The sequence below is a fragment of the Herbiconiux sp. SALV-R1 genome, assembly GCF_013113715.1.
GTDB lineage: Bacteria > Actinomycetota > Actinomycetes > Actinomycetales > Microbacteriaceae > Herbiconiux.
On sequence record NZ_CP053344.1, the window covers coordinates 4223932 to 4245637 of the forward strand.

At 70.6% G+C, this 21706-nt stretch carries 19 protein-coding genes; 5 read left to right on the top strand and 14 right to left on the bottom strand.

The window, feature by feature from the left end:
* Window positions 1-20 precede the first annotated feature (20 nt).
* Window positions 21-884, top strand: coding sequence for an SDR family NAD(P)-dependent oxidoreductase (locus tag HL652_RS20085; protein WP_171706945.1), 864 nt, complete (start codon window positions 21-23; stop codon window positions 882-884).
* 31 nt (window positions 885-915) lie between these two features.
* Here HL652_RS20085 and HL652_RS20090 read toward each other — a convergent pair whose 3' ends face one another.
* The 6 genes from HL652_RS20090 to HL652_RS20115 form a co-directional block, all read right to left on the bottom strand.
* Window positions 916-2364 carry an L-fucose/L-arabinose isomerase family protein gene (locus tag HL652_RS20090; protein ID WP_171706946.1) on the bottom strand — a complete coding sequence of 483 codons (1449 nt, stop codon included), beginning with the start codon at window positions 2362-2364 and terminating at the stop codon, window positions 916-918.
* 74 nt (window positions 2365-2438) lie between these two features.
* Window positions 2439-3500: a rhamnose ABC transporter substrate-binding protein gene (rhaS, locus tag HL652_RS20095; RefSeq protein ID WP_216603953.1), complete on the bottom strand. Its 1062-nt coding sequence runs from the start codon at window positions 3498-3500 to the stop codon at window positions 2439-2441.
* Window positions 3501-3547: 47 nt separating this feature from the next.
* Window positions 3548-4603 (bottom strand): ABC transporter permease, encoded by a 1056-nt coding sequence (locus tag HL652_RS20100; RefSeq protein ID WP_171706948.1) that lies wholly within the window; start codon window positions 4601-4603, stop codon window positions 3548-3550.
* Window positions 4596-5576: an ABC transporter permease gene (locus tag HL652_RS20105; RefSeq protein ID WP_171706949.1), complete on the bottom strand. Its 981-nt coding sequence runs from the start codon at window positions 5574-5576 to the stop codon at window positions 4596-4598. The genes HL652_RS20100 and HL652_RS20105 overlap by 8 nt, the downstream gene beginning before the upstream one ends.
* Window positions 5573-7114 carry a sugar ABC transporter ATP-binding protein gene (locus HL652_RS20110; RefSeq protein WP_171706950.1) on the bottom strand — a complete coding sequence of 514 codons (1542 nt, stop codon included), beginning with the start codon at window positions 7112-7114 and terminating at the stop codon, window positions 5573-5575. Before HL652_RS20110 ends, HL652_RS20105 begins: the two co-directional genes overlap by 4 nt.
* Window positions 7115-7215: 101 nt before the next feature.
* The gene (locus tag HL652_RS20115; RefSeq protein ID WP_171706951.1) at window positions 7216-8223 is read right to left on the bottom strand and encodes a LacI family DNA-binding transcriptional regulator; all 1008 of its coding nucleotides are present in this window, start codon (window positions 8221-8223) and stop codon (window positions 7216-7218) included.
* 64 nt (window positions 8224-8287) lie between these two features.
* Between HL652_RS20115 and HL652_RS20120 the strand changes: the two genes are divergently transcribed.
* Together HL652_RS20120 and HL652_RS20125 are read left to right on the top strand one after the other, a co-directional pair.
* Complete coding sequence (locus HL652_RS20120) at window positions 8288-9535, top strand: MFS transporter (RefSeq protein WP_253743505.1); 1248 nt, start codon at window positions 8288-8290, stop codon at window positions 9533-9535.
* A 213-nt stretch (window positions 9536-9748) separates the two neighbouring features.
* Complete coding sequence (locus HL652_RS20125; protein WP_171706953.1) at window positions 9749-10297, top strand: hypothetical protein; 549 nt, start codon at window positions 9749-9751, stop codon at window positions 10295-10297.
* A 9-nt stretch (window positions 10298-10306) separates the two neighbouring features.
* Here HL652_RS20125 and HL652_RS20130 read toward each other — a convergent pair whose 3' ends face one another.
* Genes HL652_RS20130 through HL652_RS20165 form a run of 8 tightly spaced genes read right to left on the bottom strand, consistent with a single transcriptional unit; the run spans window position 10307 to window position 19135 of the window.
* Entirely contained in the window at window positions 10307-11500 is a 1194-nt protein-coding gene (locus tag HL652_RS20130) for a GDSL-type esterase/lipase family protein (protein WP_171706954.1), read from the bottom strand.
* Window positions 11497-12951 carry an aldehyde dehydrogenase (NADP(+)) gene (locus HL652_RS20135; RefSeq protein WP_171706955.1) on the bottom strand — a complete coding sequence of 485 codons (1455 nt, stop codon included), beginning with the start codon at window positions 12949-12951 and terminating at the stop codon, window positions 11497-11499. The genes HL652_RS20130 and HL652_RS20135 overlap by 4 nt, the downstream gene beginning before the upstream one ends.
* On the bottom strand, window positions 12948-14027 hold the full coding sequence (locus HL652_RS20140; protein ID WP_253743507.1) for a mandelate racemase/muconate lactonizing enzyme family protein: 1080 nt from the start codon (window positions 14025-14027) through the stop codon (window positions 12948-12950). Before HL652_RS20140 ends, HL652_RS20135 begins: the two co-directional genes overlap by 4 nt.
* The gene (locus HL652_RS20145) at window positions 14024-14935 is read right to left on the bottom strand and encodes a 5-dehydro-4-deoxyglucarate dehydratase (protein WP_371743525.1); all 912 of its coding nucleotides are present in this window, start codon (window positions 14933-14935) and stop codon (window positions 14024-14026) included. The genes HL652_RS20140 and HL652_RS20145 overlap by 4 nt, the downstream gene beginning before the upstream one ends.
* On the bottom strand, window positions 14928-15863 hold the full coding sequence (locus tag HL652_RS20150; protein ID WP_171706956.1) for an NAD-dependent epimerase/dehydratase family protein: 936 nt from the start codon (window positions 15861-15863) through the stop codon (window positions 14928-14930). Before HL652_RS20150 ends, HL652_RS20145 begins: the two co-directional genes overlap by 8 nt.
* A complete protein-coding gene (locus HL652_RS20155) occupies window positions 15860-17242 on the bottom strand; it encodes a Gfo/Idh/MocA family protein (protein WP_171706957.1) in 1383 nt (460 codons plus the stop codon). The genes HL652_RS20150 and HL652_RS20155 overlap by 4 nt, the downstream gene beginning before the upstream one ends.
* Window positions 17242-18189 carry a carbohydrate ABC transporter permease gene (locus HL652_RS20160; RefSeq protein WP_171706958.1) on the bottom strand — a complete coding sequence of 316 codons (948 nt, stop codon included), beginning with the start codon at window positions 18187-18189 and terminating at the stop codon, window positions 17242-17244. The genes HL652_RS20155 and HL652_RS20160 overlap by 1 nt, the downstream gene beginning before the upstream one ends.
* Window positions 18179-19135 (bottom strand): carbohydrate ABC transporter permease, encoded by a 957-nt coding sequence (locus HL652_RS20165; RefSeq protein ID WP_171706959.1) that lies wholly within the window; start codon window positions 19133-19135, stop codon window positions 18179-18181. Before HL652_RS20165 ends, HL652_RS20160 begins: the two co-directional genes overlap by 11 nt.
* Before the next feature lie 126 nt (window positions 19136-19261).
* On the opposite strand from HL652_RS20165, the gene HL652_RS20170 reads away from it, so the two are divergent.
* On the top strand, window positions 19262-20293 hold the full coding sequence (locus HL652_RS20170) for a LacI family DNA-binding transcriptional regulator (RefSeq protein WP_371743526.1): 1032 nt from the start codon (window positions 19262-19264) through the stop codon (window positions 20291-20293).
* A gap of 89 nt (window positions 20294-20382) precedes the next feature.
* Entirely contained in the window at window positions 20383-21687 is a 1305-nt protein-coding gene (locus HL652_RS20175; protein WP_171706961.1) for an ABC transporter substrate-binding protein, read from the top strand.
* Window positions 21688-21706 lie beyond the last annotated feature (19 nt).

Genomic DNA, 21706 nt, shown 5'->3' on the forward strand with positions numbered 1-21706 from the left:
TGAGGGGCACGACAGTCGCCGTGACCGGCGGAACGGCCGGCAACGGTTTCTTCATCGCCGAAGGCCTGGCGCGGCTCGGCGCGGAAGTCGTCATCACCGGTCGGTCCCGCGAGCTGGGCGAGGCAGCTCGTGCACTGCTCCCGAGATCGGGTGCCCACCGCTTCGTGCGCGCGGATCTCGCCGATCCCGAGTCCATCGCCGAGGCGGCGGATCATCTGGGGCAGGCTGGGCGACTCGATGCCCTGGTGATGAATGCGGGCGTCGTCGCCGCCCCGCCGACCTTGAGGATCGGCCCGTTCGGGGTGGAATCGACGGTCGCCACCAACGTGCTCGGTCACGCCGACCTGCTCCGCAGGGTCATGCCGGTGCTCGACTCCTCGCCCGACGCGCGCGTGGTGAGTGTCGGCAGCATGCTGACCCGCCGCATCGGGTTCGACCGGGCCAACTGGCTGGCGCAGGAGTCGTACCGACCGCGGGTCGCCTACGCCATGTCGCGGCATGCCGCCGAGATCTACGGTTTCGAACTCGACCGGCGGCTCCGCGCGTCGGGATCGACGATCCGTTCCGTCGTGACGCATCCGGGCGGGGCCATCGATGCGCTCACCCCCGACCGGCCTGGAGTCCATGAGCGCTCGGTCGGCCTGCGCGGTGCGGCTCGCGTGCTCGGGCCCCTCTTCAGACGCCTGGTGCACGGGAAGGACGCCGCGTCGCATTCCGCGATCCTCGCGGTCGCGGCCGCCGATCTGCCGCCGGGGGCGTACATCGGCCCCTCCCGTGTCGCCAGTGGCGAGCCGATCCTGACGGAACCGGTACCGTCGAGCCGGGATGCCTCGCTGGGCGCCTGGCTCTGGGAGGAGATCTCGTCGCTGCTGCCGGAACTCTGACGATCGACCGGGCGACCGTCGGAGCCGGGCTCTAGACCGCCCAGCTCCGCCGGGCGCTCATGTCGACGTGGCGGTGCTCGATGCCGAGCAGAGCGGCCGCCGCCTTGATGTCGGCGGCGCGGTGCCCCACGCAGAGTGCCCAGTGATGGCCGATGCCGGTCTGTGACCACTCGTCGACCCACTCGCCGGGGTCGCCGCCGAAGTCGACGCGCGAGGTGGTGTTGCCGATCTCGAGCAGCGGTCCCGGCACGACGGTGCCCTCTGAGGTGATGAAGACGAACGATCCGTCGCGGTCCTGCCCGAGGCCGAAGGTGGTGACGGGGCCGGGCTGCACGTCGAACTCGACCGAGACGCCCCAGCCTCTCTTGCCGTGGTAGATGCCGAGGCCTCGCAGCAGCGGGTCGCGCGCCGAGACGGCGAGATGCGCGGGCCCGTCGTGCCCCATCTCCACGACGTCGTCGTGGAAGTTGATGGCCTGGATCTCGGTGAACGAGCCGCCCGAGCCGATCGCCTGCGCGGCGAGCATGGCGATCGAGGTGCGCAGCTCGTACTCGCCGGCCATCGGGATGCCTCGGGCAGTCAGGATCGACGATCCCAGGATCATCCCGGCGCCGAGCCGCTCGTGCTGCTCGCCCTGCAGACCCCGGTGGTAGTACGCCACGGAGTCGAGGTCGAAGTCGGCGACCAGCCGGTCGAGGGCCACCGAGACCCTGGCGCCCCAGTCGAAGTCCTCCTGGTTCACCGAGCCGTCGATCGTGAACAGGTCCCGCGCGAGCGCGACGCGGTCGGCGACCTGCGCATCCGTCACCTGGTCGACCCGCACGCGCAAGTCGTCGAACTCGAGCACCTCGACGTGCGAACCGAACTGGGTCTGCACGAGGGTGAGGTCGGTGGAGACGTCGAGCATGCCGGGGTAGAGGTGTCCCATCAGGCCGTGCCGCGCCGTACGGAGCCGTGCTCGCACGCCCGCGGCGTGCACCCACTGGTCGATGCGGGTCCAGGCCGACTCCTGGGTGAGGTGGCCTGAGACGGAGCGGAACGGGATGCCGGCGCGCGCGAAGACGTTCGCGACCTCGGGCACCGGGCACTGGCCGCAGTAGGCGAGCCACTTGCCGGTGTCGAAGTTCGCGTGGTCCATGGCCTCGGTCGGCTGCAGGTCGATCACCAGCACCGGCGTCTGCGACTTCTGGGCGATGGGCAGCACCATCGAGGAGGTGAGGTAGGTGGTGAGGAAGATCACGATGAGGTCGCAGTCGGCGACCCGCAGCTTCTCGGCGGCGACCTGCGCCTCCTGCGCATCCGAGACAAAGCCCACGTCGACGACCTCGGCGTCGAGCTCGTTGAAGCGGCCGGTGACGTAGGCCGACGACCTCCGCAGCTGGGGGAGCAGCTCCGGGAACTGGGGCCAGTAGGCGGCGAGGCCGCCTGCGACGAGGCCGATGCGGGTCTTGCGCCTGTGGAACGGTGTGAGGATGCTCATGGTTCTTCCTGGTGGGCGTGCTGAAGGGAGCCGGCGCTCGGGAGGGGCCGAGCGCCGGCCAGGAACGCTACGACTCAGAAGTCGTAGTCGTCGATGTTCTCTGCGTTGAACTTGGTGGGCGGGCCGACGATGATGATGCCGTCGCTGCCGACCGTCTTCTCGCCCAGGTCGCCGGCGGTGAAGGTGTCGCCCTCGGCGCCGGTGATGGTGCCGTCGCGCAGCGCCTGACCGGCGTAGGCGGCGACGTAGCCGAGCTGAGCCGGGTCCCAGAGCGCGAACTCGGTCACGGTGCCGTCTTTGATGAACTCGCGCATCTCGTTCGGGAGGCCGAGACCCGTGAGCGCCACCTTGCCCTTGTAGTCGGAGGTGGAGAGGTACTTCGCCGCGGCGGCGATACCGACCGTGGTGGGCGAGATGATGCCCTTGAGGTCCGGGTAGCTCTGCAGCAGACCCTGGGCCTCCTTGAACGACTTGTCGGCGTCGTCGTCGCCGTAGACCGTCGTCACGAGGTTGAGATCGGCGTAGTCGGGGTTCGACTTCAGCTCGTCCTCCATGAACGCGATCCACTCGTTCTGGTTGGTGGCGGTCGCCGTGGCCGACAGGATGGCGATGTCGCCGCCCGCGTCGCCGAGCTGCTCGTTGATCATCTCGAGCTGCACGAGCGCGACGTCTTTCGCCACCACCTGGCTCACGAACACGTCGCGGAAGTCGGGGTTGGTGTCGGAGTCGAACGCGACGATCTTCGCGCCGGCCTCGCGGGCCTGCTGCAGCGAGGGGCCGACGGCGTCGGGGTCATTGGCCGCGATGACGATGACGTTCGCGCCCTCCTGCGTCGCCTGCTCGATGAACGGCACCTGCGCACTGGCGCTGGCCTCCAGCGGGCCGAGGGTGGAGGCCTCGAACCCGATCTCGGCTGCGGCCGTGTCGCCGCCGCCGAGCACGACGTCGGTGTACGGGTTGTTCAGCTGCTTGGGCAGGAACACGATCGACCCCGCGTCGTCACCGCCCGCACCGTCGGTCGAGCCGGCGTCGTTCGACGAACCGGCGCATCCGGTCGCGACGAGGGCGACTGCCGCTGCGATGGCCGCCACCGATGCGAAGCGCCGCCCGGTGCGGGAGCGCGAGCTGCTGGACATGTGAAACAACTCCATTGTTCTTCCTTTCTGAGGGCACGCCTGGTGCACTAGGCGTCTGCGGTGCCGGAGGTGGACAACCTCTGGACTTCTCGGCGCACCCGGGCGAGCCGGACGCGCTCCCGGATCCGGCCGGTGAGGCTGGGCCCGACGACGGAGATCACGAGCAGGGCGCCCGTGACCATGACGAGGGTGGTCTCGGGCACCTTCGCCAGTCGCAGTGCGTAGGTGAGGGTGCCAATGAGCAGCACGCCGCCGACCACGCCGGGGATGGAACCCTTGCCGCCGAAGATGGAGACCCCGCCGAGCAGCACCGCCGCGATGACGCTGAGTTCGATGCCGGTCGCGTTGTCGGGGCCGGCGCTGGCGAAGCGGAGCGTCCAGTACACGCCCACGAGGGCGGAGACGGCTCCGGTGGCGACGAACAGCCAGAACTTCGCGTGACCGACCCGGATGCCCACGAAGGTCGCGGCGTCGGTGCTGTAGCCGAGGGCGAACAGGCCGCGGCCGAACGGGGTGAAGTGCAGCAGCACGCCGAAGAAGACGATGACCACCAGCACGAGCACCATCACCACCGGGATGCCGGTCGATCCGATCTTGGCGGTGGAGAGCGCGGTGAGCTCCGTGGGGAAGTTCGACACCTTCCCGTCGCCGATGACGACGAGCGCGAGCCCCCGGTAGAGCGCCAGCGTGCCGATGGTGACGGCCAGCGACGGCAGGCCGAGCGTGGTGATGAGAAACCCGTTGAAGGCTCCTGCGGCGACGCCGACGAGCAGGCACAGCAGGATGACGATGCCGATGTCGAGCCCGCTGTCGCGCCACAGCACACCCATCACGGCGCTGGTGAGACCGGCGGTGCTGGCCACCGAGAGGTCGATCTCGCCCGAGACGATGACGAGCGCCATCGGCATGGCGATGAGGATGATCGGCACGATCTGGATGAGCAGGAACCCCACCGTGAGGGTGCTGGCGAAGTTCTTCACCGAGATCATCGAGACCACGATCACGACGAGCAGCACGGCGAAGATGATGGCGTCGTTGCCGCGCAGCCAGCGCGGAAGGCCGCGCCGGGAGGGGGCCGCGGTGCCGGTGAGCGTCTCAGACATCGCGGGCCTCGCTTACTCGTAGCTTCCTGGTTCGTCGGATGCTCACCACGCGGTCGACGACGATCGCCGCGAGAATCAGCACGCCGACGATGGCCTGCTGCCAGAACTTGTCGACGCGCGTCGCGGTGAGGGAGCTCGTGATGGTCGACAGCAGCACCGCGCCGATCGCGGCGCCCACCACCGTTCCCGAGCCGCCGAAGATGGCGACGCCGCCCACCACCACGGCGGCGACGACGTCGAGTTCCAGCCCGGTGCCGGTGAGCGCGCCGACCGAGTTGTAGCGGGAGGTGTAGAGGATGCCGGCGAGGCCGGTGAGCGCACCGCAGGCGATGAACGCGGCCATCACCCGACGCGCCACGGGTATGCCGAAGAGCTTCGCGGCCCCGGGGTCGGAGCCGATCGCGTAGAGGTCGCGGCCGCCCCGGCGGAACGCCAGCACGACTGCCACGATTACCACTGCGGCGACCGCCATGATGGTGATGATCGGGAAGCCGAAGAAGGTGTCGACCGAGAGCTGGCCGAACGCCTTGGGGTTGTCGCCCGAGAAGTACTGCGTGCTGCCCGCCCAGGTGGAGAGGATGCCGCGATAGATGTACAGCGTGCCCAGGGTGATGACGAGCGCCGGCACCTTCGCCAGGGTCACCAGGAGTCCGTTGACGGCGCCGAGCACACCCCCGAAGACGATGCCGACCAGGAAGACGAGCGGGATGGGGATGCCGGGTGCGACGTCGAACAGCGTGCCGGTGCCGAAGGCCACGAGGCCCACGATCGACCCGATCGACAGGTCGACGTTGCGGGTGATGATCACCAGCGCCTGACCCACCGCCAGGATGATCATGATCGTGGCGTTCAGGAGGAGGTCTTTGACGCTCTGCGGCGAGAGGAACAGGGGGTTGAGCGCGAAGGTGACGAGCACCAGCACCACGAGTGCGGCGGCGACCGGGATCTCGCGCTGTCGGAGCACGGCCCTCATGCGGCGGCTCCCGACGTCGACGCGGTGGCGGCGTGCATCACGCGCTCCGCGGTGGCCTCCGCGCGGGAGAGCTCGGCGGTGATCCGTCCCTCGTGCATGACGAGCACGCGGTCGGCCATCCCGAGCACCTCGGGGAGTTCCGACGAGATCATGAGCACCGCGATTCCCCGGCCAGCCAGGTCGGAGAGCAGCCGGTGCACCTCGGCCTTGGTGCCGACGTCGATGCCTCGCGTCGGCTCGTCGACGATGATGAGTTTCGGCTCGGTGGCGAGCCACTTGGCGAGCACGACCTTCTGCTGGTTCCCGCCCGACAGGGTCGAGACCGGGAACTCCTGCGAGCCGGTCTTCACCTGCAGGCGCTTCGACCACTCCTCGGCGGCCCGGCGCTCGGCACGGCCGTCGATAAGCCCGAAGCGGGCGAGGGTCTTGCGGAGGGTGAGAGTGGCGTTCCTGGCCACCGAGAGGTCCATCACGAGCCCCTGCTTCCGGCGGTCTTCGGGCACCAGCCCGATTCCGGCGTCGATGGCCGCTTGGGGGCTGTGCGGGCGAAGCGGCGAGCCGTCGACGCTCACGCGGCCCGCGTCGTAGCGGTCGACGCCGAACACGGCCCGCACCACCTCGGTGCGGCCGGCGCCCACGAGACCGGCCAGCGCGACGATCTCACCCGAGCGCACCTCGAAGTCGATGTCGCGGAACACGCCGGCGCGGCAGAGGCCCTCGACCTTCAGCACCGCGGCGCCGATCTCGGCCTCGGTCTTCGGGAACAGCGCGTCGATGCTGCGGCCGACCATCTCGCGCACGATCTCGTCGACCGTGACGGCGGTGGTCTCGTGCGTCGAGATGTACCGGCCGTCGCGCATCACTGTGATGCGGTCGCAGAGGGCGAAGACCTCTTCGAAGCGGTGGGAGATGAACAGGATGCCCGCTCCGCGCTCGCGCAGGGAACGGGCGACCCCGAACAGACGGTCGACCTCGAGGCCCGAGAGGGCGGCGGTCGGCTCGTCCATCACCAGCACCCGGGCGTCGAGCGAGATGGCCTTGGCGATCTCGATGATCTGCTGGTCGGCGATCGAGAGGCCCTCGGCGACGCGGTCGGGGTCGATGGGGACGCCGAGGCGGGTGAACAGCTCCCGTGCCTGACGTCGCATCTCGGGGCGGGTGATCAGGCCCGCGCGGTTGCGGGGCTGGCGGCCGATGAAGATGTTCTCGGCGACGGTCAGGTCGGGGAAGAGCGTCGGTTCCTGGTAGATCACCGAGATGCCGGCCGCCTTGCTGTCGGCCGGGGTGCGGAAGCTCGCCTGCTCCCCGTTCACCAGGAACTCGCCGCCGTCGGGCTGGTGCACACCGGCGAGGATCTTCACCAGGGTCGACTTGCCGGCGCCGTTCTCGCCGACGAGCGCGTGGATCTCCCCGGGCCGGATGTCGATGCTGCCGTCGGCGAGCGCGACCACCGGGCCGAAGGTCTTGCTCGCGTGGCGCAGCGTGAGCGCCGACTCCGCGGCGGCGTCTGCGCTCACGGGCGTCGTGGGTGTCGTCATTGGCATGTCCCCGAGTCGTTCGGTGTCGATCTTTTAATCGATTAAATGCGAACATACACAGCGCCGCTCAACGCGTCAAGATCGACGATCGAGCGCGGGGACTACGGCGCAGACTCCCGCACGATGAGGCGCGGCGACAGGATGTCGGCGTGGTGCTGGTGGCCCGGCCCGTCGTGCAGCTCGGCCATGAGCAGTTCCACCGCGCGGGAGCCGAGGTCGGCCTTCGGCTGCGCCACGCTGGTGAGGGGGAGGGTTGACATCTCGGCGATGGCGAGGTCGCCGTAGCCGACGACCCGCGCATCGGCCGGGGTGCGGATGCCGGCTGTCGCGAGCCCGCGGATGACCCCGATCGCCAGCTGGTCGTTCGTGCAGAAGATCGACAGCGGGGCGCCGTCCTCCGCGATGCGCCGACCGATCTCCTCGCCCTCGGCGAGCACCATGTGCTCCGACTCGTACTCCACGAGCTGCGGTGCGAGCCCCACCGCCTCGAATGCCTGACGTGCCCCGGTGCGCCGGTCGTCGCACTGGGGGATGGAGCGGGGGCCGTTCACCAGCGTGATCCGCGGAGCGCCCGAGGCCAGCAGATGCGCGGTGGCGAGGGTTCCGCCCTGCACGTCGTCGATGGCGACCGAGCATCCGTCGTCGCTCGGCGCGATGCGGTCGACCAGCACCAGGCGGGTGCCGACCATCCGCAGCTGGTTCAGGCGCGAGGCGTCTGCGCTCATCGGCACCACCAGCGCGCCGGCGGCCCGCTGCTCGGCGAGCATCTCGAAGTGGCGGAGCTCCCGGTCGTGGTCTTCGTGGCTCGGGCACAGCGCGAGCGTGAAGCGGTGGCGGTCGGCGGCGTCGGCGACGGCGCTCGCGATGGCGGAGTAGAAGGGGTTGGCAACGTCGGGGATGACGAGGCCGAGCAGCCGGTTGGTGCCCTGCCGCAGGGTGGCGGCCGCCCGGTTCGGCACGAAGTCGAGTTCGGTGATCGCCCGGCGCACGCGCTCCTGCGTCTCGGCACTCACCATGTGCGGTCGGTTGATGACGTTCGACACGGTCGCCGCCGACACCCCGGCGACACGTGCAACCGCCGCCAGGCCGAGATCCCGATCGGGCTTCATGCGCTCATGGTATCCGCCGCATCGGTGCCCGCGGCCCGTGCCCCGCACATGGCAGGCTTGTCGGGTGCCCGCCTCGCCCCCGCCGTCGCCGTGGCGTGGGTTCGAACGCGGGGAGCGGCCCTACACGCGCATCGTCGTGGCGCTGTTCGCCGCCGGGTTCGCGACGTTCGCGCAGATCTTCGACGCGCAGGCGGTGCTGCCCGCGCTGGGGCGGGAGCTCGGCATCCCGGCGGCGAGCGCCGCGCTGACGGTGTCGGCGACGACCATCGGGCTCGCCCTCTCGGTGCTGCCGTGGGCGTCGGTGGCCGACCGCATCGGGCGGGTGGCGGCGATGCGCATCTCGCTGATGTCGGCGACGGCGCTCTCGCTGCTGGTGCCGCTCATGCCCACCTTCGAGTCGGTGCTCCTCCTTCGCGGGCTCACCGGGCTCGCGCTCGGAGCGGTGCCCGCCATCGCCGTCGCCTACCTCGCGGAGGAGCTGCACGGATCGTGGGTGGGGGTGGCCGCCGGCACCTACGTGGCGGGCAACACCATCGGCGGCATCGCTGGCCGCCTCGTGGCGGGCCCGCTGAGCGAGGTCGTGGGCTGGCGCACCGGACTCCTCACCGTCTCGGTGCTGGGCGCGGTCGCCGCGGCGCTCTTCCTCCTCATCGTGCCGAAGCCGCAGGGGTTCGTGCGCGTCGGGCCGACGGGGCCGCCGCTGCACACGCGCATCCTGTTCCAGCTCCGCGACCCGGTCATGCTCGCGCTCTACTCCATCGGGTTCCTGCTCATGGGCGCCTTCTCGGTGGTCTACAACTACCTCGGCTTCCGCCTCACCGGGCAGCCCTTCTTCGTCCCCGAGGCGCTGGTCAGCCTGCTCTTCGTCGCCTACCTCTCCGGCACCGTGGCCAGCCGAGTCTCCGGCAGTCTCGGCGGCCGCATCGGCTACCTGCGGGTCATGCTCGGCGGCATCGCCATCATGCTCCTCGGCCTCGCGATGCTGTTCGCCGACTCCCTGCCGCTCGTCATCGTCGGGCTCGTCGTGTTCACGATCGGATGCTTCAGCGCGCATCCGGTGGCCAGCGGCCTGAGCGGTCGGTGGGCTCAGCTGGGGCGCGGGCAGGCCACCGCCCTGTACCAGCTCTCGTGGCTCTCCGGCACGGCGTTCTTCGGGTGGGCCGTCGGCCTTGTGTACGACGGGGCGGGGTGGACGGCGACGCTCGCCACCGTCATCGGCATGTGCCTCCTCGCAGCGGCGCTCGCCGCCCTCGGCATCGGCCTCCTCGGCCGCCGGCGGTCGGCCATCTCAGGGGCTCTTTCGCAGCCTTAGCGAAATGAAGAGGGCCCCGCCGGTACGGCAGGGCCCTCGGATATCATGTGTCCGCGGGGGGAGGCCGAGGCCCGCGAGTCCCGCGACTCGTCCTCCTATTCTACACTCGGCAGATGCCCGCTGCCACCCCGCGCGATGACGTCGAGATACGCGCAACGCTCAGTGCACCGCGCTCCGAAACGTGCGGCCGCGGGGGGCGATCCTAGGCGGGCGGTGGATCTCTACGGGTGGAACGCTCGGGTTTCGGCGGCATTCATGCTCCCCGCGCACTTCGCCGAGATCTCGACCCGAAATGCTGCGGCCGACGTTCTCGAGCGCGTCTACGGCTCGCGATGGCCGTGGAACCCCACGTTCGAGGCCAGCCTGCCCAGCACCGGACTCTACAATCCGCGCCACGACCTTCAGAACACCCGCCGACGCAACCCCACGACGGGAAAAGTCATCGCCGAATTGAAGTTCGTGTTCTGGCAGAAGCTCTTCACCGGTCGCAACGACGTCCGTCTCTGGCGCCCGCACATCGCGGCGGCGTTTCCCTATGCGCCGAGAATCACGGCGTCGGATCTGCGGAACCGTATCTATCAAGACCTCGATGTCCTTCGACATCTGCGGAACCGTCTGGCCCACCACGAGCCCGTCTTCACTCGCGACCTCGCCGGCGATCTCGCACGCACGATCGACTTGATCGAGCTCCGCAGTCGAGACACGTCGAACTGGGTGAGAGCGATGGAAGACGTGACCTCCATCGTCGCCGACCGGCCGTAAGACAGACGATCACCGTGGGAAGAGACGCCCCGCGGGCGCGCCCGGGTCGGCGGCTTGGGTGGTGAGGCGGTGGGCGATGAGGGTGTGACCCGCGGGGTCGGGGTGGAGGCCGTCGGGGAGGTGGTGGTGCTCGTCGGTGCCGAGGAGGGTGAGGCCGTCGATGAGGTGGAGGGCGGGGTCGTCGGGTGCGCGCTGGACGGCCACCTGCTCGATCAGCGTTCGGGTGCGGGCGAGGGTGAGGGTGCCGTCGCCGGGGCGCACCTCTCGCGGAGTGCCGGTCGCCCGGCCGTCGGCGCCCGCGCGGATCGGGCCCGGGGTCGTCTCGACCGCGGGGCAGGCGATCGCGGTGACGAGGCCTATCGGGGTCGTGGGGTGGCCGTCGCGGAGGGTGTCGAGGAAGCCGTGGAGGGCTGGGACGAAGGTGCGCTCGCGCATCGCGTCGGCACCGACGATGTTGATGCCGAGCTCGAGGGTGATCGCGGCGGCCGGCGTCGCCGCGAGGGCCCGCGCCACGGAGGGGTCGAGCATCGCGTTGCCGCCGAACCCCAGATTGACGCCCGCCAGACCGAGCTCGGCGGCGACGAGCCGGGGCCACGTGCCGAGCGGGGTGCCGGCCGACGCGCCGTGACTGATGGAGCTGCCGTAGTGCAGCCACCGCGGGCGCTCGTCGGCAGGAGCAGCGAGCAGAGCGGATGCGGCACTCACGCTGTGCAGGACGACGCCCGCGTCCACGGGCAGCCAGACCTCGACGAGGCGCATCGCAGCGGCACTCATGGCGCCGCCTGTGCTGTCGGCATCGTCCCGGAGCGCGAGCACCACGCTGCTCCGCGCACCCCCGGGCTCCCGGAACAGCGACCGATCGTCGCGCTCCCTCACCAGCGCACCCCCGAGCACGTCGACCCGGTCGGTCTGGCGCCCGTCGACCACAGCCACGAACGGGGCGGCGTCGGGCGCACGGGTCGAGCCGCGCTGGGAGAGCCGCGTCACCGTCACCTCGAGCTCGACCGTGGGTGCCGCCGTGAGCATCCTGAGGTGCACGCCGGCGCAGAACTCGGCCATGAGGGCGAGCGCGGGAGGCGCGTACCGCCGCGCGGCGACGGGGAGTCGCCACGGGCGCACCCCGTCGGCCGACACCTCGACATCGAGCGCGCCGGCGACCGCGGCGGCGAGTGCCGATCCGGTGAGCACAGTGCTCGCGGTCACGGCAGCACGAGCCGCCCGTCGACGCGGCGGGGGATGCGCAACGGGTTGTCGTCGCGCAGGGCCTCCGGCAGCGAGTCGGCCGGCGCGCTCTGGTAGGCGATCGGGCGCAGGAAGCGGCGCACGGCGGTGGCACCCACCGAGGTGTGTCCCGAGGTGGTCGCGGGCCACGGGCCGCCGTGGTGCTGTGCCCAGGTCACGGCGACCCCCGTCGGCCAGCCCTCGAACAGCACCCGTCCGGCCAGGTTCTCGAGACGTGCGAGCACGGGCGCGACCTCCTCGCCGGGGGCGGCGTGCAGCGTCGCGGTGAGACTTCCCTCCAGCGCGTCGAGCGCCCGGCCGAGGTCGTCGCCCTGGGCGTCGCCCGTGTACCGCACGAGCACCGTGACCGGGCCGAACACCTCGGTGAGGATGTCGTGCTGCCGCTCAGCGAGGGTGGAGGCGTCGACCGCCAGGACGACCGGCCGCGCGCCGTTTTCCACGCCGCCCGCGACCACCGAGACCCCGTCGATCGCTGCCAGCCGCCGCACCCCCTCGTCGTACCCGGTCGCGATCGACGACGTGAGCAGCGCGGCGGGGGCGGCCCCGACATGCTCCGGCAGAGCTCGCTCCAACGCCGACCCCTGCGGCACGAACACCACCCCGGGTTTGGTGCAGAACTGCCCCGCGCCGAGCTGGAACGAGGCGGCGAGCTCTTCGGCGAGACGCGCCCCACCGGCGGCGTCGGCACCCGGCGTGACGACGACCGGGTTGAGGCTGCCGAGCTCCCCGAAGAAGGGAATGGGCGACGGCCGCCGCGCTGCACGATCGTGGAGGGCCCGCCCTCCGGCCAGCGACCCCGTGAACGCGACGGCCCGGATGGCCGGGTCGTCGACCAGCGCCAGTCCCGCCTCGTAGCCCTCCACGACGGCGAACACCCCCTCCGGTGCGCCTGCCGCGCGGAGCGCCCCGGTCACCAGCTCGCCCGTGCGCCGAGACAGCTCAGGATGCCCGGGGTGCGCCTTCACGATCACCGGGCAGCCCACCGCCAGCGCCGACGCGGTGTCGCCCCCGGCGACCGAGAACGCGAACGGGAAGTTGGAGGCCGCGAACACCGCCACCGGCCCGATGGGCCGCAGCAGCCGCCGGAGCTCGGGTCGCGGGGGAGTCGCCGACGGGACGGCGTGGTCGATGACGGCCTCGAGATAGGAGCCCTCGGCCACGACGTCGGCGAAGAGGCGCAGCTGGCCGCTGGTGCGGGCGACCTCTCCCGTCAACCGCGCGACGCCGAGCGAGGTCTCCGCGTCGGCGAGCTGCACGAGGTCGTCGACGTTCTCGTCGAGCACCTCGGCGACGGCGTGCAGCCAGCCGATGCGGGCGGCGGGCGACGCCGACGCCGTGACGGTGAAGCTGCGCTCGGCAGCGGAGGCGAGGCGCCGTACCTCCGCGGGGTTCGTGCTGGTGGTCGTGCTCATGCTGTCTCCTCACTCCGGAACCTGATGCCGAGCCCGAGTCGCGGGCCGCCGGTCGCCCATCCGCCGGCGATCTGCACCCCGCTCGGCTCGGCGAGTGCGCCGAGCTGCCCGAAGCCGGCGTCTTCGACGTCTTCGACCCACGGCGCCTCGGGCAGGGTGAACGCGAGCTGGGCCGAGAGCTCGGGCAGCAGGTGCGGTGCGAGCTCGACCTCCCGCGAGCGCGCGAGGGAGGCGATCTCGAGGAACGGGGTGACGCCCCCCACCCGCACGATGTTCGGCTGCACGACGTCGACGGCGCCCGCGTCGATGTAGTCGCGGAAGCGATACCGCGTGTGCAGGTTCTCGCCGAGCGCGATCGGCACCGGGCTGCGGCGGCGCAGCTCGACGTGCCCGGCGAGGTCGTCGGCGCGCAGCGGCTCCTCGAGCCAGCGCACGTCGAACTCCGCGACGGCCTCGGCGGCCCGGGTCGCCGTGTCGAGGTTCCAGCGCTGGTTCGCGTCGATCATGAGCGCACGATCGGGCCCGAGCACCTCGCGCACCGCGGCGAGCCGGCGCAGGTCGTCGTCGAGCTCCGGTCGCCCGACCTTGATCTTCACGCCGGTGAACCCGGCCTCGACCCACCGTTTCACCTGCGCCACGAGCTCCTGGTCGGAGTAGTGCAGGTTCACGCCGCTGCCGTAGGCGGGCACCCGGTCGTGCCGGCGGCCGAGCAGATCGGGCAGCGAGAGGCTCTGGCGCCGCGCCCGAAGGTCCCACAGCGCGAGGTCGAGACCGGCGAGCGCGATGGTGGTGACGCCGCCCCCGCCGGCCTCATGGATGCGCTCCCAGCACTCCTGCCAGAGCGACGGCCTGATCTCGCGGCCGAGGGCGAAGGGGAGGATGTCGTCGTGCAGCAGGGCGAGAACGGCACGGCCGCCGATGGTGGGCGTCCAGGTGAAGCCGTGCCCCGCGCATCCGTCACTGTCGATCACGTCGACCGTGATGACCCGCACGTCGACGACGTCGGCACCCCACGGGCGGCGCAGCGGGATGGTAAGCAGGCGCGCCTCGGCCGAGGCGAGTCGCGGTGCGGTCACGCCACCAGCTCGCGTCCGCGGTCGAGCAGGGCGGCGAGGCGAGCGGTCTGCTCGCTCGTGGGGTCGACGAGGGGAGCCCGCACCGAGCCGACCGGCAGACCCCCGAGGCGCAGGCCGGTCTTGATGAGCGAGACGGCGAAGCCGGGGGTCTCGTCGCGCAGGCGCACCAGCGGCGAGTAGAAGCCGTCGAGCAGCGCCGCGGTGCGCTCGGAGTCGCCGTCGCGCAGGGCGACGTAGAAGGCCGTCGCGATGTCGGGCGCCATGGCGAAGACCGCGGAGGAGTAGAGGGGCACACCCACCGCGCGGTACGCCGCCTGGCTGAGTTCGGCCGTGAGCAGGCCGTTGAAGAACAGCACCTCGCGACCGCTCGCTGCCGCCACCCGCACGAACTGCTGAGCCACCGCGATGTCGCCGACTCCGTCTTTCACGCCCACCACCGACGGGATGCGCAGCAGCGCCTCGACCGACTCGGGAGTGAACGTCGCGGCACCGCGGTGGTAGACGATGAGGGGAAGCCCGGTCGCCGCGGCGATGGCCTCGACGTAGGCGACGAGGCCGCTCTGCGGGCCGCCCACGAGGTACGGCGGCATCACCAGGAGGCCGTCGGCGCCGAGCTGCTCGGCGCTCCGTGCGCAGGCCCGGGCGTGACCGAGGGGGCCACCCGTTCCTGCGACGACCGGCACGGCACCCGCGGCCGCCGCGACGGCAGCCGCCACCGCTGTCTCGTACTCGTCGTGGGCCAGGGCGTGGAACTCCCCGGTGCCACAGGCGGCGAACACCGCGGCGGCGCCGTCTGCCACCCGCCCGGCGACGTGCTGCCCGAGGAGCTCGGTGTCGACCCGGTCGCTCCCGTCGAAGGGGGTGACGGGGAAGAACAGCACTCCGTCGTTCATGGTGAGTTCAGGCATGTTCGACCTCCGAGATGGTACGGGGAGAGGGGGCGGCAGAGTGTTCGGGAGTGTGCAGCTCGGTGCGCCAGCTCCGTCGCGCGCGCCAGCCGAGCAGCTCCTCGGCGAGATGGCTGCTGAAGACCGCTCCGTCGGCGGCGATGGCGTACCCGCCGGCCGCCGGCACGTGCTGCGCCAGCGCGTCGGGGAGCGGTGCCGTCACGAGCGAGTCGTGGGCTCCGACGAAGAACGTCGTGCCGTTCGGCAGAGTCGCCGCCTGCTCGAGCCAGAGCCGCACGAAATCGCCGGCGTCGCGGGCGTCGACGTAGTTGAACAGGGCGACCGCCGACAGCGCCGGGTCGTCGAGCCGCTCACGAACGGTGTGGCCCTGCTGCGTCTGGGCGCCCTCCCATTCCTCGGGGGCGATGACGTAGCAGGGGCGGAACGCGCCGATCCGCAACCGGTCGCCGTCGCGCCGGGCCGCCATGGCGACGAGCTCCTCCACCGCGAGCTTCGAGAGGGCGTAGCTGTTCCAGGGGGCTCGCGGATGCTGTTCGTCGATGGGCAGGTAGGCCGGCTTCCAGCCGGTGGGCGAGCCGTAGCCGATCACGGTCGGGCTGCTCGCGATGAGCAGCGACGCCGCGCCCACGGAGAGGCTGGCCTCGAGCACCGTCCAGGCGAGGTCGGTGTTGGTGGCGAAGGTCGCGCGGTCGGGTTCGCTGAAGGGCACGGCCACCGCGGCCAGGTGCACGACGCCGTCGGGACGGATGCGCTCGAAGCACTCCGCCGCAGCTCCTTCTTCGGCGAGGTCGACGACGACCTGCTCGGCCGGCAGGCCCTCGACCGGCGCGCGGTCGAGGGAGAACACCTCGTGCCCGGCCTCGGCGAGGACGGCCACCACGCTCCGGCCGAGCCGGCCGGAGCCTCCGGTGACGATGATGCGGCTCATCGGGCCACCGCTTCGGGAGCCTGCGGAGCGAGTCGATCGAGCGCCTGGGCTCCCGCACCCAGATCGAGTTCGGCGATGCGCACCGCCTGCCCGGTCTCGAGCGAGCGGTTGCCCGCCAGCCCCACCACGACCGAGCGCACTCCTTCGAGCCACCCGGCCGTGCGGCCGAGCGGGTCGGGCTGCGCTCCGTCGAACACGTCACGCAGCAGCTGCGCGTCACCGCCACCGTGTCCGCCCTCGGCCACGGGGATCGGCACCTCACGGGCCGTGCCGAAGTGGTGCTGCACGAGCAGCCGGTCGCCCACCGGGCGCGCCGGGTCGTCGGTGACGAGGTCGGGCCGGGCGCTCGGGTCGACGACGGTGCGCCCGTCTTCGTCGACCAGCACGATGCCGCGCTCGACCACGCTCAGCTCGGCGCGGCCCTTCGTGCCGTTCACCGACACCGTGTACCCCTCCCACGGCGAGTGCGCGGTGAGCGAGTACGACATGCTCGCGCCCTGGTCGTAGTCGACCACCAGCGACAGGTTGTCCTCGATGGTGATGCCCTCGTCGAACACGTCGCGGTCGCGCAGGTAGCCGTCGAACGACTCCTGCTGCAGGTAGAGCCCCTCCCACACCGGGTCGGTGCGGAGGTCGAGGCTGAAGGCGTCGCGCAGGGGCGAGTCGCCGGTGCCGCGCGACGGCCGGGGCCCGAGCCCGCGTGCCGCGGCGTTCTCGGCGCCGTAGAACCGAAGGCCTCCGCTTGCGAACACCCTCGTGGGCGCTGCGGCGAGCCACCAGTTCACGAGGTCGAAGTGATGGCTCGACTTGTGGATGAGCAGGCCCCCCGAGCTCGCCTTGTCGCGGTGCCAGCGACGGAAGTAGTCGGCGCCGTGGGCGGTGTCGAGCATCCACTCGAAGTGCACGCTCGTGACCTCGCCGATCTCGCCGGAGGCGATGACGCGCTTCAGCTCGGTGTTGCGGGGCGAGTAGCGGTAGTTGAAGGTGATGGTCACGGTGCGACCCGTGCGCTCGACCGCCTCGGCGATGCGGCGCACCCCGTCTTCGGTGGTGGTGAGCGGCTTCTCGACGATGGCGTCGGCCCCCGCGTCGAGCGACTCGACGATGTAATCGGCGTGCGTGAAGTCGGGCGAGGTGATGATGACCCGGTCGATGCGGTGGGTGCGGATGGCCTCGGCCAGCGCATCCGGTTCGAACCGCACCGGGCTGCCGAGCTCGGGCCGCTGGGCGAGCGACCACTGCTGCCGGCCGGGGTTGGTGTCGGTCCAGGCCACCAGCTCGGCGACGTCGGAGTGCTGGCCGGCGATCGCGTCGAGGTACATCTGGGCCCGGGATCCGGTGCCCACGAGCGCGTAGCGGAGGCGGGTGGGGGTCTGCATCACTTGATTCCCGTCGTGGCGAAGCCCTTGATCAAGAAGCGCTGCCCGATGAGGAACGCGATGAACAGGGGGATGAGCGAGAGCACCGACATGGCGAACATCGACCCGAAGTCGGAACTCGACTGGGCGTCGATGAACCCCTTCAGCGCGACGGATGAGGGGAACAACTCCGGGAGTCGCAGGTAGATGAGCGGGCCGAAGAAGTCGCCCCAGGTCCAGATGAAGGTGAAGATCGCGGTGGTGGCGAGGGCGGGCACCATGAGCGGCAGGGTGACCTGCACGAAGGTGCGCAGGTGGCCGGCGCCGTCGATGCGCGCCGCCTCGAAGATCTCCTTCGGCAGGGCGCGGATGAACTGCACCATGAGGAAGACGAAGAAGGCGTCGGTGGCGAGGAACTTCGGCACGATGAGCGGCAGGAAGGTGTTCAGCCAGCCGAGCTCCTTGAAGATGGTGAACTGCGGGATCAGCACCACCTGGAACGGCAGCATGATGGTGGCGAGCATGAGCGCGAACAGCAGCGTGCGACCGCGGAAGTTGAGCCTGCCGAAGGCGTAGGCCGCCAGGGAGCACGACACCAGGTTGCCGATGATGGCGCCCGCCGCGATGATCGTCGAGTTCAGCAGCGACACCCCGAACGGCACCTGCAGGTCGTTCCAGCCGTTGACGTAGTTCTCGACCGTGAAGTTCGTGGTGAACAGCGTGAGGTCGCGGAAGATCTCGTCGTTCGGCTTGAAGCTCGACACCACGAGCCAGAGCAGCGGGTAGATCATCACGAGCGATGCCGCGATGAGGCCGATGTGCTTGAGCGTGGAGAGCACACGGCTGCGCGCGCGGTAGGAGGCGCTCGAGCGGGTGCTGCGGGCGGGCTTCTGCGGGGAGTCTCCCTCCGTGCCCGGGGCGGAGGCGGCCTCGGCGGCCGGCTTGGCGAGAAGGTTCTCAGTCGTCATAGAACACCCAGAATTTCGATAGCCAGAAGTTGACGGCGGTGAACACCGCGATCACGATGAGCAGGAACCAGGCCATCGCCGAGGCGTAGCCCATGTCGTATTCGAGGAAGCCGATCCGGTAGAGGAAGAGCGTGTAGAACATGGTCGAGTCGGCCGGCCCGCCCGTGCCCCCGGAGACCACGTAGGCCTGCGTGAAGGTCTGGAACGCGAAGATGATCTGCAGCACGAGGTTGAAGAAGATGATCGGCGTGAGCAGCGGCAGCGTGATGGTGAAGAAGCGGCGGATCTTGCCCGCCCCGTCGACCGACGCGGCCTCGTAGTACATCTCCGGGATCTGCCGGAGACCGGCGAGGAAGATCACCATCGGCGACCCGAAGGTCCAGATGTGCAGCACGATGATGGTGCCGAGGGCGAAGTCGGGGTGTCCGATCCAGCCGGGCCCGTCGACGCCGAAGATCGCGAGGAAGCCGTTAACCAGGCCGTCCTTGCCGAACACCTGGCGCCACAGGATGGCGATGGCGACCGAGCCGCCGAGAAGGCTCGGCAGGTAGAAGATCGATCGGTAGATCGGCAGTCCGCGCATGCCGCGGTCGAGCAGCAGCGCGAGGCCGAGCGCCACCGCGAGCTGGATCGGCACCGAGATGACCACGTAGGTGACCGTCACGCGGAAGGCGTTCCAGAACGCGGCGTCGCCGATCATGTCGGCGTAGTTGTCGAGCCCGGTGAACGCCGGGGGCTTCAGCAGCGGTGACTGGAGCAGGTTGTAGTCGGTGAACGACAGGTAGAGCGATGCCAGCATGGGGCCGACCGTGAACACCACGAGGCCGATCAGCCAGGGCAGCAGGAACAGGTAGGCCGCGAGCGTGTCGGGCTTCTTCTCCTTCGGCCCGTTGCGACCGCGCCGGGCGTTCAGCGCGATGGTGCGCAACTCGCCAAGACTGCTCACGTCGACCTCCTCGTTGAGTGGATGCGCTCCGACCCGGTCGTCGAGAAAGCGCTTTCACGATTATGACCGCCGATGCGGGTGACGTCAAATACCACTCCGCGGCGCTATCGTTTCTGGCATTGTCAGGTGGGAAGGAGGCCGACCGTGAGACGACGACCGGGTGCGACGACGATCGCTGAGGTGGCCGAGCGGGCCAACGTGTCTCAGGCGACCGTGTCGCGCGTCATGAACGGGCGGTTCCTCGGCGAGGAGGCGATCGCCGAGCGCGTTCGCGCGGTGGCGACCGAGCTCGCCTACTCGCCCAACCACCTCGCTCGCAGCCTCGCCCTCGGCCAGACCCGCGCCATCGCCTTCGTCGTGCCCGACCTCGCCAACCCGACCTTCCAGGCCATGCTCTCCAGTCTCAGCAAGGCCGCCGCCCGCAGCGGCTACCGCGTGCTGGTCGCCGATTCGGCCGAGTCGCCGGGCGACGAGCCGCTGCTGGTCGCCGAGATCCGCCGTCGCTGCGACGCCGTGGTGCTGTGCGCCCCGCGCATGTCCGACGAGGTGCTCGAAGAGCTCGCCGGCACGCTCCGGCCGCTCGTCGTCATCAACCGGCGCAACGACGCCGTCGAGGCGCCGTCGCTCTCGATCGACTACCGGGCGGGGGTGCGCGACCTCGCTCAGCACCTGTACGACCTCGGGCACCGGCGTCTGGTGTTCCTCGGCGGCCCCTCGGGCAGTGTGTCGAACGCCCATCGGCTCGAGGCGCTGAGCGACTTCGAGCGCGAGCATCCCGAGGTGTCGATCGAGCGGATGCCGGTCGGCGCCACCATCGAAGACGGCCTCGGCGCCGCATCGGCGGTGCGCGACTCGGGCGCCACCGCAGCGCTCGCCTTCAACGACCTCGTGGCCATCGGGCTCCTGAACGGGCTGCTCGCCCTCGGTCTCCGGGTGCCCGACGACATCTCGGTGACGGGGTTCGACGACATCCCGTTCGCGCGCTACACGACGCCCCCGCTCACGACGGCCTCGGTGCCGCACGAGGAGCTCGGCACCCAGGCCTGGCAGCGCATGGCGGCGCTGATCGAGGGCGGGCAGCCCGACTCGGACGTCGTCTTCCGGCCCCACATCGAGGTGCGCACCTCCACCGGTGCGGCGCCGACGACGATCCGATAACCGGCGTTGACATCGGCCCGACCACGATGCTAACTTCCGTGAAAGCGGTTTCTCGACCGCATTCCCTTCGACACGAACGAGGCGCAACGATGCGTAGAAGACGGCACATCACAGCCACAGCCGCCGCCGGATCCCTCCTGGTCGGCACTCTCCTCCTCTCAGGGTGCTCGGCGCCCTCGGGCGATTCGGCCGACGACGGCCCGGTGACGATCGAGATGTCGTGGTGGGGTGACGACAACCGTGCCGCGCTCTTCGCCGAGGTGATCGACAAGTTCGAGGCCGAGAACCCCGACATCACCGTGAAGCAGACGCCGGTCGGCGCCCCCGACGACCTGTTCAACCGGCTCGCCACCGACTTCGGCGGCGGCGGGCAGACGGCTCCCGACGTGTTCGCGCTCGGTGGCGCCAAGCCGCAGGAGTACGGCTCAGCCGGCGCGCTGCTCGATCTCGGCACGGTCGCCGACACCGTGCAGGTCGACAAGTACCCCGACTTCTCCACCACCGCGGCGACCGTCGACGGCACGCTCTACGGCCTGCCGACCGGCGGCAACGCGACGGCGGCCTTCGTGAACGTCGACCTCTTCGAGGCCGCCGGGGTGCCGGTGCCCGACGCCTCCTGGAGCTGGGACGACCTCATCGAGGCGGCGAACACCATCGGCAAGGCGGGCCTCACGACCGCGAGCGGTGCGCCGGTCTATGGACTCGACCTGCGCATCCAGGACATCATCGGCACCTACGCCGCGCAGCAGACTGAGACGGGCATCTACGACTTCGACGGCCAGCTCGCCGTCGACGCCGACGACATCGCCGGGCTCTACGAGAAGGAGGTCGAGCTTCAGAAGGGCGGCGGGCTCCCCGACCCGTCGATCATCACCGCCGGCTGGGCGCTGCCGCCGGACCAGCAGCTCTACACCCTCGGTCAGGCCGCGATCACCTTCGGCTACAGCAACCTCATCGGCACCTACGGCACGGCCGGCGAGACGCTCATCCTGCCGCCGCCGACCGACGGAGACACCGCGGGTGTGGCGCTGCTGCCGTCGGCGTTCTGGTCGATCAACGCGAACACCAAGCATCCGGAGGCGTCGGCGAAGCTCGTCGACTGGTTCCTCAACGAACCCGCTGCGGCTGAGCTCATCAAAGACACCCGCGGGCTCCCGTTCAACCCCGACACCCTCGCCGTGGTCACCCCGCTGCTCGACGCTCCCGGCCAGGCGGCCGCCGAGTACGTGCAGACCGTGCTCGACTCGGGCGTCGTCGCCCCGCCGCAGCCCGACGGTGGCGCCAACATGAACAAGTACTCGCAGGATGCGGAGACCGAGGTGCTGTTCGGCCGCCAGTCGCCGCAGCAGGCCGCGGAGACCTGGGTGAAGAACCTCTCGTCGGATCTCGACTGACGAGCATCCCCACCCCGAG

What these genes read in the sequence shown, in the direction of transcription:
- HL652_RS20090 (WP_171706946.1), bottom strand. Translation starts at nt 2,364, where the DNA reads ATGAGCATCCTCACACCGTTCCACAGGCGCAAGACCCGCATCGGCCTC.
- rhaS (WP_216603953.1), bottom strand. Translation starts at nt 3,500, where the DNA reads ATGTCCAGCAGCTCGCGCTCCCGCACCGGGCGGCGCTTCGCATCGGTG.
- HL652_RS20100 (WP_171706948.1), bottom strand. Translation starts at nt 4,603, where the DNA reads ATGTCTGAGACGCTCACCGGCACCGCGGCCCCCTCCCGGCGCGGCCTT.
- HL652_RS20105 (WP_171706949.1), bottom strand. Translation starts at nt 5,576, where the DNA reads ATGAGGGCCGTGCTCCGACAGCGCGAGATCCCGGTCGCCGCCGCACTC.
- HL652_RS20110 (WP_171706950.1), bottom strand. Translation starts at nt 7,114, where the DNA reads ATGACGACACCCACGACGCCCGTGAGCGCAGACGCCGCCGCGGAGTCG.
- HL652_RS20115 (WP_171706951.1), bottom strand. Translation starts at nt 8,223, where the DNA reads ATGAAGCCCGATCGGGATCTCGGCCTGGCGGCGGTTGCACGTGTCGCC.
- HL652_RS20135 (WP_171706955.1), bottom strand. Translation starts at nt 12,951, where the DNA reads ATGAGCACGACCACCAGCACGAACCCCGCGGAGGTACGGCGCCTCGCC.
- HL652_RS20145 (WP_371743525.1), bottom strand. Translation starts at nt 14,935, where the DNA reads ATGCCTGAACTCACCATGAACGACGGAGTGCTGTTCTTCCCCGTCACC.
- HL652_RS20150 (WP_171706956.1), bottom strand. Translation starts at nt 15,863, where the DNA reads ATGAGCCGCATCATCGTCACCGGAGGCTCCGGCCGGCTCGGCCGGAGC.
- HL652_RS20155 (WP_171706957.1), bottom strand. Translation starts at nt 17,242, where the DNA reads ATGCAGACCCCCACCCGCCTCCGCTACGCGCTCGTGGGCACCGGATCC.
- HL652_RS20160 (WP_171706958.1), bottom strand. Translation starts at nt 18,189, where the DNA reads ATGACGACTGAGAACCTTCTCGCCAAGCCGGCCGCCGAGGCCGCCTCC.
- HL652_RS20175 (WP_171706961.1), top strand. Translation starts at nt 20,383, where the DNA reads ATGCGTAGAAGACGGCACATCACAGCCACAGCCGCCGCCGGATCCCTC.